Below are 15,406 nucleotides of genomic sequence, written 5' to 3' on the forward strand. Positions count from 1 at the left end.
CGGTGACGCAAGCGGCGGCGCCGTCCCGCGCGGAAGCTCCCGCGGCAGGCGGCGGGGGAGGCTGGCTGCTCCCGCTCATCGTGCTCGTCTCCGGCATGTTCATGTCGGTGCTCGACACGAGCATCGTCAACGTGGCGATCCCGAAGATGCAGAACATCTTCGGGGTCACCGCAGACGACATCGAGTGGATCGCCACGTCCTACACGCTGGTGCTCGGCGTGATCGTGCCGGCGAGCTCGTGGCTCGCCAACCGGGTCGGGATGACCCGGCTGTACATCATCTCGCTGCTGTCCTTCGCGGCTGGATCGGCGCTCTGCGGGGTGGCGTGGGACCTGGACAGCATGATCGCCTTCCGGGTCCTGCAGGCCATCCCGGGCGGCGTTCTGCCGGTCGTGAGCCTTTCGATGCTCTACCAGATCGTGCCGAAGGAGAAGATCGGCAGCGCGATGGGCATCTACGGGCTCGGCGTCGTCGTCGCGCCCGCCGTCGGTCCGACCCTCGGTGGCTACCTGGTCGAGTACGTCGACTGGCGGCTCATCTTCTTCATCAACGTCCCGGTCGGTGTCCTGGGGGCGATCGCGGCCTTCATGCTCCTGCCCGCGTTCACCGGGCAGCCGGCCGGCCGGTTCGACTTCCTCGGCTTCCTGGCGATCGCCACCGGCCTCTCGTCGCTGCTGCTCGCGCTCTCCGAGGGGCAGTCGTGGGGGTGGACGGCATACCCCACGGTGATCCTGATCATCCTCGGGGTCCTGTGCCTTGCCCTGTTCGTCGTCATCGAGAACGCGGTCGACAACCCGCTGCTCGACATCCGGGTGTTCCGGGTGTGGCCGTACACGAACTCCCTGCTGCTGATCTCGGTGCTCTCGATCGGCCTCTTCTCCGTGCTGTTCTACATCCCCGTGTACCTGCAGCAGGCGCGCGGGCTGGGGGCGTTCGAGGCCGGTTTGCTGCTCATGCCGCAGGCGCTCGTCATGCTCGTCCTCATGCCGATCGCCGGCCAGATCTACGACCGGATCGGAGCGCGCGTCCCCGCGGTCATCGGCCTGACGATCATGATGATCGCGACCTACATGATGCGGGACCTGACCGCCGTCACGTCGCAGGGGGAGATCATCGGGCTGCTGTGCCTGCGGGCCTTCGGCACGGGGCTGTGCATGATGCCGATCATGACCAGCGGGATCTCGGCGGTGCCGCCCACGATCGTCAGCTCGGCGAGCGCGTTCAACAACGTCGTGCAGCGCGTCTCGGCGGCGCTCGGGCTCGCCGCGCTGACCGCCTTCATGACGATCCAGCAGGCCCAGCTGAACGCCGACCGCAGCGGGCTGATGAACCCCTCGATGATGCCGGACCTCGGGCCGGGGGAGACGGGTCAGGTGCTGGGCACGATGGCGATCTACCAGCAGACCAACACGCAGGTCTTCGTGTCGTCCCTCGACGACGTCATGTTCATCACCACGATCATGACCGGCGCCGCGGTCGTGCTCGCCTGCTTCCTCCGCCACGGGCGCAGCGCGCCCGCCGGGGGTGCGGGCCCGGCGATGGCCGACTGAGGGGTTTCTGAGGCGCAGGCGGGTGACGCCGGAACTCCCCGGTGGGCGCTCCTCGTCTTTCCTGGAGGAGCGCGTCACGAGGGCGCGCGTCGTCGGGGAGGTCCGGGTGACAACAGCACCAACGCTGCCCGTGCACATGCAGCGCAACGGCTTCGATCCCGTGCCCGAGCTGGCCGTGGTACGCGCCGGGACGGGCATCGAGCGGATCCGCAACACGTTCGGTATGGAGGCGTGGCTCGTCACCCGGTTCGCCGACGTCCGGGAGGTGCTGAGCGATCCGGAGCGCTTCAGCAACGCCCGCATGCCCGCGCGTTTCCGGCGCCGCAAGGGGGGCCCGGAGGTGACCCCCGAGGAGCTCGCGCGGATGCGGGCCGGGAACCTCCTCGCCGCCGACCCGCCGGACCACACCCGCCTGCGCCGGATGCTCACCCCGGAGTTCACGGTGCGGCGGATGCGCCGGCTGGAGCCGCGCATCCGGGAGATCGTCGACGAGCACCTGCATGCGATCGAGCGGCCCGGCCCGCCCGCCGACCTGGTGGCGGAGTTCGCCCTGCCGGTGCCGTCGCTGGTGATCTGCGAGCTGCTCGGCGTGCCGTACACCGACCGGGCGGCGTTCCAGGATCGCACCACCCGCCAGCTCGACCTGGGCCTCCCGATCGAGGAACGGATCCGAGTGGGGGAGGAGTCGCGGGCCTACATGGCGGAGCTCGTGGCGCGGGCGCAGGCCGACCCGGGCGAGGACATGCTCGGCATGCTGGTGCGCGAGCACGGCGACGACCTCACCACCGACGAGCTGATCGGGATAGCGTCGCTGCTGCTCATCGCCGGGCACGAGACCACGGCCAACATGCTCGGGCTGGGCACGCTCGCCCTGCTGCGCCACCCGGACCAGCTGGCGATCGTCCGGGACGAGCCGGACCGCGTCGACGCCGCGGTGGAGGAGCTGCTGCGCTGGCTGACCATCGTGCACTCGGGCACCGCCAAGGTCGCCACCGTCGACACCGAGATCGCCGGGCAGCCGATCGCTGCGGGCGAGATCGTCATGTGCGCGCTCCCCACCGCCAACCGCGACCCGGAGCTGCGCACCGACCCGGAGCGGCTCGACGTCACCCGCGGCGGGGCCGGTCACGTCGCCTTCGGCCACGGCATCCACCACTGCCTCGGGGCGCCGCTCGCCCGGATGGAGATGAAGATCGGCTTCCCGGCCCTGTTGCAGCGGTTCCCCGGCCTGGCCGAGGTGCCCGGCACCGCCGAGTTCCGCAGCTTCCACGTCATCTACGGTCTGACGTCGTTGCAGGTGACGTGGTGAAGGGAGACCTGGTGGCCGGGGTGCACGCAGACCGCGACGTCTGCATCGGTGCGGGGCTCTGCGTCCTCACCGCCGGTGCGGTGTTCGACCAGGACGACGACGGCATCGTCGTGGTGCTCGACGAGCACCCATCCGACGCGGCGGCGGCGCGCGAGGCCGTGGCGAACTGCCCGTCCGGGGCGCTGTCGCTCACCGAGGAGGAGTGACCACGGCCGTGTAGTGGCGCACGCGCTCGTCCACGTCGTCGAGCGCCGCCCGCGCGGCCGGGGAGACGTTCGCCGCGTCGACGTCGGGGCCGGAGAACCGGCGCACGTCGGCGAGCGAGCCGAACATCGTCAGGGTGACGTATTCGGTGCTCGCCGCCGTGGTCCGGCGCAGCAGGTAGGCGCCCCGGAAGCCGGCGATCCCACCCAGCGCGCCGAGCACGTGGCCGCGGAACTCGTGCTCGTAGCCGTGGGGGTCACCGGACGTGCGGGCGCTCCAGACTCGAATGATCATATGTTGATCCTCCGCGGCGCCCCGGCGCGCGGCTTGACGATTCGTGCTCGCCTCGGAGGGTCCTGAACAACTCCGGCCGTAGCGAACGGCGTCCAGGTGGTGTCATCGCAAGGCGGCCGACCGGGCCGATGCCCGCTGCTCGCGGTGGCCCAGCCGGTCCGTGGCCTGCTTGATCGACGGAATCGGGACCTGACGCTCACACAGAGGGTGTTGCTGAATCGGCCGCGCTGGCGTTCGGCGATCAAGGCGAAATGGTCGCTAGTCGATCTTCAACAGCGACCATCATCCCTTGATCGCCGCCCTGACCTGCCGTTATCGGGTGCACATCGTCGTTGCCACAACCATGGACAGCCGATACCGCCGATCACGGGCCGGAGCCGGATGCCGGCGGGGACCCGGCCGGCGAAGTTGTCCACCGGGACGACGTAGACCTCATCGGGGTTCGATCTTGAACCGATCCCCACCACGTCGATCTCGAGGCTGTGGACAACCCCAGCAGGGTTCCGCGGAACGCACGACGATCGCCCAGGGCCCGGTAGTGCACCCAACCTGGCCACCCACCGAAGGCGGCGGGGTCGGGATCAGCCGGAGTGGACACGCGCCGGGCCAGGACGAAGCGGGAGCCCGGCCGTGACCGGCCGGCCACGGCGCGCCCACCGCAGCGGTGCACCGTCGTGACAGGCTCAGCGACGATCCGGCAACACCCTCACGCCAGCAGTCATGTCGCGATCGCGGCGATCAACCCGTTCCGAGGTGGCCGGCGCGAGCAGCGACCCAAGCCCGCTTACGGAACAAATGAGTGAACCAAGGTGTCCAACGCGGCAAGGGCGCCGCCTGGGCGTCGCGCAGTAGGCGCGAGTTGTTCAGGGCGCTCCGAGGAACCGCCGCACCTGGCTGGGCGGGTCGCCGACCTCGGCCCGCATCGCCCGGGTGAGGTGCGCGTGGTCGGCGAACCCGAGGTCGGCGGCCAGCCCGGCGAGGTCGCGGTGGCCGTCGGCGAGCCGGTCGAGCGCGGCCTGTACCCGCAGGCGCAGGCGGAACCGCGTGAGGGTCTCGCCGGTCTCCGCGCGGAACACGCGGGAGAGGTGCGACCGGGAGACGCCGAGCAGCCGCGCGAGCCGGTCCAGGCCGTCGAACGCCGGATCCGCCACCAGCACCTCCCGCGCCGCGTCGGCGAGCCGCCGGTGGGACGGGGTGCCGTCGCGGGCCGGGGTGCGCGCGGGCTCGCGGAGCAGGGCCTCGGCGAGCCACACCACCCGCTCGGACAGCTCGAACCCGTCCGTGCCCTGCCGGGCCTGGGCGAGCAGCGCGCGATGGGCCATGTCGATCCGGCCGGACGTGCGCAGCGCGGTGGGCAGCCGCCACGGCAGCACGTCGGCCGCGAGCCCTGGGCCGAGCGAGACCACCGTGCAGACGTCCTCACGACCCGGGCGGTGGGCGATGCTCTGCTCGTCGCCCGGGCGGCGCACGAACGCCGAGACCGGGTCCACCGTCGTCTCCGCCCTGCGGAGCCGCAGCCCGAACGCGCCGCGCCGCACGAAGACGAGCTGGTGGCCGGGGGTGTGCTCGGGCGCGGTCCACGCGCGCGTCCGCTCGACGATCCGCAGGTCGTCGACGGCGACGTCCTCGGCGGAGGCCAGCCTGGTCAGGTGCCGCACGACTGCGATGCTTCCACACATGGCGCCGGCGGCGGAGCGGTTGCGGTGGGCGGTCGAGACGCTGGGCGTGCGTCCCGACGACCGGGTGCTCGAGATCGGCTGCGGGCACGGCGTGGCCGTCTCGCTCGTGTGCGAGCGGCTCGACGGCGGGAGCATCCTCGGCATCGACCGCTCCGCCACGATGATCGAGGCGGCGGGCCGGCGCAACGCCGCGCACGTGGCCGGCGGGCGAGCGGCGTTCCGGGTGGCGGCGCTGCACGAGGCCGACCTCGACGGCGCCCGGTTCGACCTCGCCTTCGCGATCCACGTCCCGGTGCTCCTGCGTGGCGATCCGGGCCGCGAGCTCGCGGTCGTGCGCGCTCACCTGGCGCCCGGCGGACGGTTCGCGCTGCCGTTCCAGCCGCTCGACCCCGCGTCCACCGAGCCGACCGTCCGGCGGCTCGCCGGCGTGCTCGAAGCCGGCGGGTTCACGGTCGTGGAGCGGCACGTCGCCGACCTGGCGAGCGGCCGCGCAGGCTGCGTGGTCGCGCAGGTCGCCTGAGCAGGAGATCATGTCACTCGTGACGGACGGCGATGTGGCAGTGGTGACGGGTGCGGGCTCGGGTGTGGGGAGGGTGGTGGCGACGGCCCTGCTCGACGCGGGCTACCGGGTGGCGCTCGCCGGTCGCCGGGCGGCGGCGCTCGAGGAGACCGCGGACGGCCGGGCGTCGGCGCTCGTGGTGCCCACGGACGTCGGCGACGCGGAGTCCGTGGCCGGCCTGTTCGCCGAGGTGCGGGAGCGGTGGGGCCGGGTCGACCTGCTGATGAACAACGCCGGCACCTTCGGCCCGTCCGGCAGCGTGGACGAGATCCCGGTCGAGGCCTGGACGTCCACCGTGGCCACCAACCTGACCGGCTCCTTCCTCTGCGCCCGCGAGGCGTTCACCGCGATGCGCGCCCAGCGACCCCAGGGCGGCCGGATCATCAACAACGGCTCCATCTCCGCGCACGTGCCGCGCCCCGGGAGCGCCGCGTACACGGCCACGAAGCACGCGATCACCGGCCTGACGAAGTCCATCGCGCTCGACGGGCGCCCGTACGACATCGCGTGCGGGCAGATCGACATCGGCAACGCCGCCACCGAGATGACCGCCGGCATCTCGGTGGGTGCCCGGCAGGCCGACGGCAGCGTCCGCCCGGAGCCGACGTTCGACCCGGCGCACGTGGCCGACGCCGTGCTGCTCATGGCCCGGCTGCCGCTGGACGCGAACGTCCCGTTCCTGACGATCGCCGCGACGAAGATGCCGTTCCTCGGCCGCGGCTAGTGGGGACCACTAGGACCAGGACGCCTGGTCCGTCACCTGGATCCCCAGCGCGTCGAGCAGGCCGGAGGCCAGCGGGACGATCTGGTCCGGGCTGATCCGCGTGCCGCGCAGGGAGAGCACCCCGCGGACGTCGTCGAGGGTGGAGCCGTGCAGGTCGGTCTCCCGCAGCCGGGCCGTGTCGAAGCTCGCCTCGGCCAGGTCGCACCCGAGCAGCGCACAGTGCTCCCCGTCGAAATCGTAGAAGTCGGCGCCGTGCAGCGAGGTGTTCTCCACGAGCAGGAACCGCGCCTTCGCCATGCGGAACCCGGCGAGGTCGGCGGTGCTGTCGGCGATGCGGACGTCCGTGAGCTGCGCCCCGTCGAACGCGGTGCCGGTGAGCCGGCAGTCGGTGAAGACGACCCGGGTGAGCAGGGCCTCCTCGAGCCGGGCGCCGGACAGGTCGCAGTGGACGAACTCCACGTCCCGGCACTCCAGGCCGGTGAGGCGCACGCCCGCGAGGCTCCCGCCGCCCCACCGGCTCTCGTGGATCCGCAGGTCGGCCACGCGCTCGGGCACCCGGACCTCCGCGGTGGCCTCGACGCAGTCCCACAGCTCACCGCCCTCCACCACCACGGGCGCGGCCTCCAGCTCGGTGGGCAGGTCGGGCGGCTCGGGCCGGCGCTTGGTGGGGCGGGACCTGCTGCCTCGGGGAGCCACGCGCCCGACGGTACGGGGTGGGGCCGACAGCACTTGGTCACCGAGCGGGACCCGGCCGTCGCCGATCAAGGGCAGATGGTCGTCAGTCGATCTCTGGGAGCGACCATCTGCCCTTGGTCACCGATCGGGAGCCCTGAGCGATCCGTCAGTGCGTCCGCACCAACCCGCCGTCACACCGGACCTGCTCGCCCGTGACGTAGGAGGCGGCAGCGCCGGCCAGGAACGTCACGACCGCGGCGAACTCCTCCGGCGTGCCGTACCGCCGCGTCGGGATCGCGGCCTTGGCCGCCTCGCGCACCTCCTCCTCGGTCCTGCCGGAGCGCTCGGCGTTGGCGCGGTCGAGCACGCCGACGCGGTCGGTGGCGATGCGGCCGGGCAGCACCATGTTGACGGTGACGCCGTCGGCGGCCACCTCGGTGGCGAGGGTCTTGAGGTAGCCCGCGAGCGCGGCGCGCCCCGCGTTGGACGCGACGAGGCGCTCGATCGGGGCCTGCACGCCGCCGGAGCCGATCGCCACGATCCGGCCGAAGCCGCGCTCGCGCATCCCCGGCAGCACGGCCTGGACGAGCCGCTGGTGCGGCTGCACGAGCAGTGCGACGGCGTCGGCGAGCTTCTCGGGGGTGAAGTCGACCGCCACCCCGGGCGGCGGGCCTCCGCCGTTGAGCACGAGCACGTCGACCGGGCCGAAGTGCTCCTGCGCGGCGCCGACCAGCGCGTCCGTTGCGGCGGGGTCGGTGATGTCGATCTCGATCCCCACCGCGGACGGCAGCTTGGAGGCCTCTTCGCGCACGAGATCGCCGCGCCGCCCGCCCAGTACGACGTTCGCCCCTTCGGCCGCGAGCGCGCGGGCCACGGCGAGGCCGAGGCCCGATGTCGCGCCGGGCACGACGGCGGTGCGTCCCTTCAGTCCCAAGTCCATGGCCCGAGTCAACCACCCTTCAGATCCTGGGCCACGGGCCCGTAGACGCGGACGATCTGGTCGAGGCGTTCCCGGAACTCCGCGGCGCCGATGAACTCGTCGGGCACGTAGGCCTCGTCGAGCTGCTGCCGGACCGCGGGGTCGTCCAGGCCCTCGCGCATCGCGGACTCCAGCCGCGAGACGATCTCCGGCGGGGTACCGGCCGGGGCGCCCAGCCCGAAGACGGACGTGCTGTAGGTGAGGTCGGGGAAGCCCAGCTCGGCGAGCGTCGGGACGTCCGGCAGGTAGTCGACGCGTTCCGCCGGGCTGATCGCGAGCGGGCGGAACGCGCCCGCGTCGAACTGGGCGCGGATGTCCTGGGAGACGTTCACGAGCACCGCGTCGACGGCCCCGCCGAGCACGGCCTGGATGAGCTCGGCGTTGCCGTTGAACGGCACGACGGTGACCTGCACGCCGTACTCGCCCGCCAGCCGGCGCAGCTCGATGGCCTGCGAGGTGGTGGCGCCGGGCGTGCCGACGGTCAGCTCGCCGGGCCGTTGCCGGGCCGCGTCCAGGAAGGCGGCCGCGTCCGGGAACCGGGAGTCTCCCGGCACCGCCAGCACCGACGGGACCTCGGTGATCACGCCGATCGTCACGAACGAGCTCGCGTCGTAGGGCACGTCCTGGATCATGGGCGTGACCACCGTGGACGGGGCCGCGACGAGCGTGAGCGTGTGGCCGTCCGGCTCGCTCCCCACCAGCTCGTTCATCGCGACGGACCCGGCCGCGCCGGGCAGGTTCTCCACGATCACCGGCTGCCCGAGCGCCTTCTCCAGGTGGGCGCCCATGGTGCGGGCGGCCAGGTCGGTGGGCCCGCCCGCGGTGTACGGGACGAGCACGGTGATCTCCTGGCTCGGGTACTCGTCCGGGGTGTCGGGCGCCGAGCAGGAGACGGCCAGCACGGCCGCCAGCGCGATCCACACTCGTCTCATTACGACCCTCCCAGGATGGGCTCGTAGACGGCTTGCGTGTGGTCGAGCACGGTCCGCATGTCGGCCGCGCTGCGGAACTGCGGGCCGAGGTAGCGCTCCCCGACCGTCTCGACGACCGTCGGGTCCGCGTGGCCGCGGCGCAGCGCGTCCTCGATCCGGGTGACGACGGGTTCGGGCAGCCCGGCCGGCCCGGCCAGCCCGAACGTCGAGCCGGACAGGGTCAGGCCGGGGAACCCGGCGGCCACGAGCGTCGGCACCCCGGGCAGCCAGTCGAGCGGCTCCTCCGTGGACACCGCGAGCGGCCGGAACTCGCCCGCGTCGATGTTCTCGGTGACGTCCTCCGACGCGTTGATCAGGACGGCGTCGACGTTGCGCCCGAGCAGCGCGGTGGTCATCTCCGCGTTGCCGTTGAACGGGACGGCGGTGACCTCCACGCCGTGCTCGTCGCGCAGCCGCTGCAGCTCCACGCCCTGCGGGGTGGACGCCCCCGGCACACCGACGGTGACGGCGCCGGGCCGCGCCCGGGCATCCGCCACGAACGCGGCGATGTCCTGGTGCGGCGAGTCCGCGGCGACCGCGAGCAGCGAGGGCACCTCCGACAGCACCCCGACCGGCGTGACGTCGGCGGCGGTGTAGCCCACCTCGTTCACCAGCGGCGTCAGCACGGTGGTGCCGGCGGTGATCAGCGAGAGCGTGTAGCCGTCGGGCTCGGCCTGGACGAGCTCCTGGGTGGCGAGCGCGCCCGAGCCGCCGGGCATGTTCTCCACGACGACCGGCTGGCCGAGGTCGCGTTCGAGGAACTCGCCGTAGGCGCGTGCCGTGAGGTCGGTGGGACCGCCCGCCGCGTACGGCACGAGCAGCCGGATCTCCTCGCCGGGGAACGCGGCGGGCGCCTGACCGCCGCACGCCGCCAGCAGGGCGAGCCCGACGAGCAACCCGATGATCCTCATGGTGCTTCCCAGCGCAGTGGGGCGGCGGTCTGAGCCTGCAGCTCGTCCCGGGTGATGCCGGGCACCATCTCCCGGACGACGAAACCGTCCGGTGTCACGTCGAGCACGGCGAGATCGGTGTAGACGCGGTCCACCACGGCCGCGGCGGTGAGCGGGAAGGTGCAGGCCGGCAGGAGCTTGGGCCGGCCGTCCTTGGTGGTGTGGGTGGTCATGACCAGCACCCGCCGGGCGCCGACCGCGAGGTCCATCGCCCCACCGATCGCGGGCGGCAGCGTGGCGTCGTCGGTGGCCCAGTTGGCGAGGTCGCCGTTCGCCGCCACCTGGAACGCGCCGAGCACCGTGATGTCGATGTGGCCGCCGCGCATCATCACGAACGCGTCGGTGTGGTGGAAGTAGGCGCCGCCGGGCAGCAGCGTCACCAGCTGCTTGCCTGCGTTGATCAGCTCCGGGTCCCCGGTGTCCGCCTCGGGCGACGGTCCCATCCCCAGGATCCCGTTCTCGCTGTGGTAGACGATCTCCCGGCCCGGAGGCACCACGTCCGCGACGAGCGTGGGCAGCCCGATCCCGAGGTTGACGTAGGAGCCGTCCGGGATGTCCTGGGCCACCCGCGCGGCCATCTGCCGCTTGTCCAACCTCATGGGATCACCACCCGGTCCACGAAGATCCCCGGTGTCACGACCGCCTCCGGGTCCAGCTCCCCGAGCTCGACGAACGCGCGCACCTGCACCAGCGTGAGCCGCGCCGCGGTGGCCATCACCGGCCCGAAGTTGCGGGCGGCGGAGTGGTAGACGAGGTTGCCCCAGCGGTCCGCGAGATCGGCCTTGATCAACGCGACGTCGGCGGGCAGCGGTTCCTCGAAGACGTGCCGGCGGCCGCCGATCACGCGGACCTCCTTGCCCTGCGCGAGCGGCGTGTCGGCCCCGGTCGGCGTGAAGAAGCCGCCGAGCCCCGCGCCCGCGGCCCGCATCCGCTCGCTGAGCGTGCCCTGCGGCACGAGCTCCAGCTCGATCTCGCCGGCCCGCCACAGCTTCTCGAACCACACCGAGCCCGCCGACCGCGGGTACGAGCAGACGATCTTGCGGACCCGCCGCTCGCGGATCAGCGCGGCGATGTCGGTCTCGCCGCTGCCGGCGTTGTTGGTGACGATCGTGAGGTCCCGCGCACCCAGGTCCAGCACCGCGTGCACCAGCTCGACCGGCACACCGGAGTTGCCGAACCCGCCGACCAGCACCGTGTCGCCGTCCTGCACATCGGCCACGGCCTCGGCCAGGGAGGCCACCCGCTTGTCGATCATCCCGCCGCCCGGTACCAGCGCGGCGAGGTGGACGGCGGGGGCGTCATCGCGGCCCGCACCGCCACCAGCGACGGACCGTCCGCCGCGAGGCTCTTGGCCAGCGCGTCCTCGAACACCTCGCCGAACCCGTCGACGGCCTCCGCCGGCACCCCGAACGCCTGGGCGAGCGCCACGAAGTCGGGCGTGACCAGGTCGACCCCGCGGGTGGGCACGCCGGACTGCTCCTGGTCGAAGCGGAGCATGCCGTAGCCCCCGTCGTCGACCAGCACGACGGTGACGGGCAGCCGCTCCTGCACGGCCGTGGCCAGCTCACCGCAGGCGAAGAGGAACCCGCCGTCGCCGACGACGGCGACCGCTCGCCCGGTGCCCGTCGCGGCCGCTCCGAGCGCTGCGGGGAAGGCGAAGCCGAGCGTGCCCCAGCCCATCGGGTACGCGAGGCGGCGCGGGCCGGGCACCCGGTGGAAGCCGGCCACCCAGTAGCCGGCGATGCACATGTCGGCGAGCACCGTGGCGTCGGCGGGCAGCAGCCGGTCGAGCGTGTCGAGCAGCAGGGCCGCCTGCGGTTCCTCCTCGCGGACGAGCGCGGTCACCTGCTCGCGCATCGAGCGGATCTGCACCGCGAGCACGTCCAGCCCGTCCCGCTGCGGGACGGCGGCGGCGAGCCGTTCGGTCACCGCGCGCGCGTCGCCCACGAGGACGTTGTCGACCCGGTAGTTCTTCCCGGCGTCCACGGCGTCGACGTTGATCGCGAGCAGCGTGGGCGGCTGCGGCATCCGCCAGTTCTGGGTGGTCATCCCGTCCAGGTCGCTGCCGATCGCGATGACGAGGTCCGCCTCGTCCCACAGGGCGCCGATGGCCGGGACGTGGGCGAGGGCGGGGGCCAGGCAGGGGTGGTCGGGCGGCAGCACACCACGCCCGTGGTAGGTGGTGACGACCGGTGCGGCGAGCCGCTCGGCGAGCAGGCCCACGGCGTCCCCGGCGCCGGAGCGCACGGCGCCGCCGCCGACCCACAGCAGCGGGCGCTCCGCGCGCTCGATCAGCGCGAGCGCGGTGTCGAGGTCCGCTTCCGGCGGGCCCGGCGGGGCCGCCTCGACGGGTGTTCGCCGGGTCACCGCCGACGTGAGCAGGTCGGTCGGCACCCCCAGGTAGACGGGGCCGGTGGGCGCCCGCAGCGCCGCCCGCCCGGCTTCGAACACCTCGGCGTACAGGTCGGCCGCCGCCGCGGCCGTCCTCGCTACCTTGGTGACCGGCGCGAACATGGCGGCCTGGTCGCGGGTCTCGTGCAGCACCCCGCGGTAGACGCCGGGCCGCCGCACCGTCGTGGGGATGTCGGTGGCGATCACCAGTACCGGCGCGCCCGACGTCATCGCCTCCCCGGTGGCGCCGAGCGTGTTGGCCGCGCCGGGTCCGGTGGTCACGACCGCCACGCCGAGCCGGCCGGTGGTGCGCGCGTAGCCGTCGGCGGCGTACGCCGCGGCCTGCTCGTGCCGCACGCCGACGAGGCGGATCCCGGCCTCGGCGCACGCCTCCCACACCGCGAGGTTGTGCACGCCCGGCAGCCCGAACGCCAGCTCGACGCCCAGCTCCCGCAGCGCTTCGACCAGTGCTGTTGCCCCGTTATCCGCCACTCGCGACCCCCTTGAACGTCTGCTCGGTCTCGGTGAACAGCGCCGTGAGGTCGGCGCTGCCCAAGAACTGCTCCGGCACGTAGCGCTCGTCGAGCCCGCGCCGGGTCTCCGGGTCGGCCGAGGCCGCCCGCATGGTCTCCTCCAGCCGCGCGAGCACCGGTTGTGGCGTGCCGGCCGGGGCGATCACGCCGAACGTCGTGGTGCTCTGCGTGATCTCCGGGTAACCCTGCTCCGCGAACGTGGGTGCGTCCAGGTACGGCAGCCGTTCCCCGGTGCCGACGGCCAGCACCCGGAGCTGGCCGGACTCGATGAAGGGCATCAGGTCCTGCGACGCGTTGACGAACCCGGCGACGATGTTGCCGCCCAGCAGCGCCGCGAACACCTCCTGGGCGCCGTTGAACGGCACCACGGTGAGCGGCACGTCGTAGAGCTGGGTGATCCGGCGGGTCTCCGCGGCGTGCGTGTTGGTCGCCCCCGGGGTCCCGACGCTGACGAGCGCGGGATCGGCGTGTGCCGCGGCGACGAGCGCCGCGAGGTCGGCGTGGGGCGACGCCGCCGGCACGACGAGCGCCGAGGGCACCTGGGTGATCACGCCGGCCATGGCGAAGTCGTCGCGGGTGTAGCCGACGTCGTTGGTCAGGTAGTTCAGCACGGCCGTCGGCAAAGCGACCATCGACAGCGTGTAGCCGTCCGGCTCGGAGGAGAGCAGCTCCTGGTAGGCCGTGGTACCCGAGGCGCCCGGCAGGTTCTCCACCACGACCGTCTGCCCGAGCGAGGTCTCCATGAACTTCCCGAGCGAGCGGGCGGCGATGTCGGTCGGCCCGCCCGCGGTGTACGGCACGAGCAGCCGGATCTGGTCGGAGGGGTACGCCTCCGGTTCCTCGGAGGCCTGCCCGCCGCACGCGGCGAGCAGCAGCGCGACCGCGAGCGCGGCGGCGAGGCGTAGGCGGTTCATCGGTCTCCCTCGGCGGGCGTGAGTTCGGGGGTGTCGTGGCGGTGCAGCACGCGGGCCCTGCGGCGGGCCGTGACGATGCTGACCACGATGATCAACACGGTCGCGGCGAGGATCCCGCCGGAGATCGGTCGCGTGACGAACACGCCCAGGCTGCCGCCGGAGATCAGCATCGTCTGCCGGAAGGCGCGCTCGAGGATCTCCCCGAGCACGAACGCCAGCACCAGCGGGCCGGGCTCGAAGCCGGTCTTCTTCATCAGCCAGCCGAGCAGGCCGAACGCGAGCACCACCCACATGTCGGTGGCGTCGTTGTTGATCGAGAAGACGCCGGCCATCGTGAGGAGCAGGGCGAACGCGGCGAGGATCCCGGCGCGCACCCTCAGGATCTGCACGAACACCCCGACCAGCGGGATGTTCAGCGCCAGCAGCATGAGGTTGCCGACGAACATCGACGCGATCACGCCCCAGAAGATCTCCGGGTGCTGGTCGATCAGCTGCGGACCGGGGGTGATGCCCTGCACCAGCAGCGCGCCGAAGATCAGCGCGAGCACGACGTTGGACGGGATGCCGAGTGTGAGCAGCGGGATGAACGCCGACGTCGACGACGCGTTGTTGGCCGTCTCCGGGCCCGCGACACCCTCGATCGCACCCCGGCCGAACCGGCTCGGGTCCTTGGCACGCCGCTTCTCCAGCGCGTACGAGGCGAGCGACGAGACCACCCCGCCGCCGCCCGGCAGCGCACCGATCAGGAAGCCGAGCACGCTGCCGCGGCCGATCGCGCCCGCCGACTGGCGCAGGTCCTTGCGGCTGGGCCAGATGTTCTTGATCTTCTGCGTGACGGCCTGGACCTTCTCGGTGCGTTCGAGGCTGTGCAGGATCTCGCCGACACCGAACAGGCCCATCGCGACGGCCACGAAGTCCAGCCCGTCGAACAGCGCCACCTGCCCGAACGTGAACCGGGTGGTGCCCGCGATCGGGTCCTGGCCCACGGTGGCGAGCAGCAGGCCGAGCGCAGCCATGCTGAGGCTCTTGAGCGCCGACCCGGTGCCGAGGTAGGTCACCAGCAGGATGCCGAGCACGGCCAGCGCCACGTACTCCGGCGGGCCGAAGGAGACGGCCAGCGCCGCGAGCGGCGGCGCGAGCACCGCGAGCCCGATGACGGCGAGCACGCCCCCGATGAACGACCCGAGCGCCGCGATCCCCAGCGCCGGGCCCGCGCGGCCCTGCTTGGCCATCTGGTAGCCGTCGAACGTGGTGACGACCGACGCCGCCTCGCCGGGCAGGCGCAGCAGCACCGACGTGATCGTGCCGCCGTACATCGAGCCGTAGTAGATCCCGGCCAGCAGGATCACGGCCGTGTGCGGCTCGATCTCGTACGTCAGCGGCAGCAGCAGCGCGATCGTCGCCGTCGGGCCGAGGCCCGGCAGCACCCCGATGACCGTGCCGATGAGCACCCCGAGGAAGACGTAGAGGATGTTGACCGGGTCGAGCGCGACCGCGAACCCCTGCGCGATCCCGTCCAGCAGGCCCACCTAGTGCCCCCCGTCGAAGGTCCAACACATATCTCGACGGCCCAGCTTCCCCCTGGCCGCACCGGCGAACCGGCCAGGTATGTCCCATACGAGTCCGGCCCGCCGGCGCACCCAGAGGAAACCTGGATCTGCCGATACAAGCACT

Annotated in this window: 16 protein-coding genes; 5 read left to right on the top strand and 11 right to left on the bottom strand. The window is 72.7% G+C overall.

Translation table 11 applies throughout. The annotated features are described in order from the left end of the window. Positions 1–2: 2 nt before the first annotated feature. The 3 genes from ACU436_RS19920 (at position 3) to ACU436_RS19930 (ending at position 3,065) form a co-directional block, all read left to right on the top strand. The gene (locus tag ACU436_RS19920; protein WP_459027372.1) at positions 3–1,550 is read left to right on the top strand and encodes a DHA2 family efflux MFS transporter permease subunit; all 1,548 of its coding nucleotides are present in this window, start codon (positions 3–5) and stop codon (positions 1,548–1,550) included. 106 nt (positions 1,551–1,656) lie between these two features. Then, positions 1,657–2,859, top strand: coding sequence for a cytochrome P450 (locus tag ACU436_RS19925; protein WP_459027374.1), 1,203 nt, complete (start codon positions 1,657–1,659; stop codon positions 2,857–2,859). Further along, entirely contained in the window at positions 2,856–3,065 is a 210-nt protein-coding gene (locus ACU436_RS19930) for a ferredoxin (RefSeq protein WP_459027376.1), read from the top strand. Before ACU436_RS19925 ends, ACU436_RS19930 begins: the two co-directional genes overlap by 4 nt. Here the strand turns inward: ACU436_RS19930 and ACU436_RS19935 are convergent. After that, a complete protein-coding gene (locus ACU436_RS19935; RefSeq protein ID WP_459027378.1) occupies positions 3,049–3,357 on the bottom strand; it encodes a hypothetical protein in 309 nt (102 codons plus the stop codon). The two genes, ACU436_RS19930 and ACU436_RS19935, sit on opposite strands and share 17 nt — an antisense overlap. An 863-nt stretch (positions 3,358–4,220) precedes the next feature. Continuing rightward, on the bottom strand, positions 4,221–5,015 hold the full coding sequence (locus tag ACU436_RS19940) for a helix-turn-helix domain-containing protein (protein ID WP_459027380.1): 795 nt from the start codon (positions 5,013–5,015) through the stop codon (positions 4,221–4,223). 19 nt (positions 5,016–5,034) lie between these two features. Between ACU436_RS19940 and ACU436_RS19945 the strand changes: the two genes are divergently transcribed. Then, positions 5,035–5,556 carry a class I SAM-dependent methyltransferase gene (locus tag ACU436_RS19945; protein WP_459027382.1) on the top strand — a complete coding sequence of 174 codons (522 nt, stop codon included), beginning with the start codon at positions 5,035–5,037 and terminating at the stop codon, positions 5,554–5,556. Between the two features lie 10 nt (positions 5,557–5,566). Beyond that, the gene (locus ACU436_RS19950; protein ID WP_459027385.1) at positions 5,567–6,319 is read left to right on the top strand and encodes an SDR family oxidoreductase; all 753 of its coding nucleotides are present in this window, start codon (positions 5,567–5,569) and stop codon (positions 6,317–6,319) included. A gap of 9 nt (positions 6,320–6,328) precedes the next feature. Here the strand turns inward: ACU436_RS19950 and ACU436_RS19955 are convergent, their stop codons facing one another. From ACU436_RS19955 to ACU436_RS19995, 9 genes are all read right to left on the bottom strand, one after another. Further along, positions 6,329–7,015 carry a pentapeptide repeat-containing protein gene (locus tag ACU436_RS19955; RefSeq protein WP_459027387.1) on the bottom strand — a complete coding sequence of 229 codons (687 nt, stop codon included), beginning with the start codon at positions 7,013–7,015 and terminating at the stop codon, positions 6,329–6,331. 145 nt (positions 7,016–7,160) lie between these two features. Further along, the gene (locus ACU436_RS19960) at positions 7,161–7,934 is read right to left on the bottom strand and encodes an SDR family oxidoreductase (protein ID WP_459027389.1); all 774 of its coding nucleotides are present in this window, start codon (positions 7,932–7,934) and stop codon (positions 7,161–7,163) included. An 8-nt stretch (positions 7,935–7,942) separates the two neighbouring features. Then, positions 7,943–8,905 (bottom strand): Bug family tripartite tricarboxylate transporter substrate binding protein, encoded by a 963-nt coding sequence (locus tag ACU436_RS19965; protein ID WP_459027391.1) that lies wholly within the window; start codon positions 8,903–8,905, stop codon positions 7,943–7,945. Then, a complete protein-coding gene (locus ACU436_RS19970) occupies positions 8,905–9,855 on the bottom strand; it encodes a tripartite tricarboxylate transporter substrate binding protein (RefSeq protein ID WP_459027393.1) in 951 nt (316 codons plus the stop codon). The genes ACU436_RS19965 and ACU436_RS19970 overlap by 1 nt, the downstream gene beginning before the upstream one ends. After that, positions 9,852–10,493: a 3-oxoacid CoA-transferase subunit B gene (locus ACU436_RS19975; protein ID WP_459027395.1), complete on the bottom strand. Its 642-nt coding sequence runs from the start codon at positions 10,491–10,493 to the stop codon at positions 9,852–9,854. Before ACU436_RS19975 ends, ACU436_RS19970 begins: the two co-directional genes overlap by 4 nt. Next, positions 10,490–11,149, bottom strand: a complete 660-nt coding sequence (locus ACU436_RS19980) for a 3-oxoacid CoA-transferase subunit A (protein ID WP_459027397.1) — start codon at positions 11,147–11,149, stop codon at positions 10,490–10,492. The genes ACU436_RS19975 and ACU436_RS19980 overlap by 4 nt, the downstream gene beginning before the upstream one ends. After that, positions 11,146–12,777, bottom strand: coding sequence for a thiamine pyrophosphate-binding protein (locus tag ACU436_RS19985; protein WP_459027399.1), 1,632 nt, complete (start codon positions 12,775–12,777; stop codon positions 11,146–11,148). The genes ACU436_RS19980 and ACU436_RS19985 overlap by 4 nt, the downstream gene beginning before the upstream one ends. Further along, positions 12,767–13,732, bottom strand: coding sequence for a tripartite tricarboxylate transporter substrate binding protein (locus ACU436_RS19990; RefSeq protein ID WP_459027401.1), 966 nt, complete (start codon positions 13,730–13,732; stop codon positions 12,767–12,769). Before ACU436_RS19990 ends, ACU436_RS19985 begins: the two co-directional genes overlap by 11 nt. After that, entirely contained in the window at positions 13,729–15,261 is a 1,533-nt protein-coding gene (locus ACU436_RS19995) for a tripartite tricarboxylate transporter permease (protein ID WP_459027403.1), read from the bottom strand. Before ACU436_RS19995 ends, ACU436_RS19990 begins: the two co-directional genes overlap by 4 nt. Between the last annotated feature and the right edge of the window lie 145 nt (positions 15,262–15,406).

This window comes from Pseudonocardia wallangbongensis (assembly GCF_054486945.1).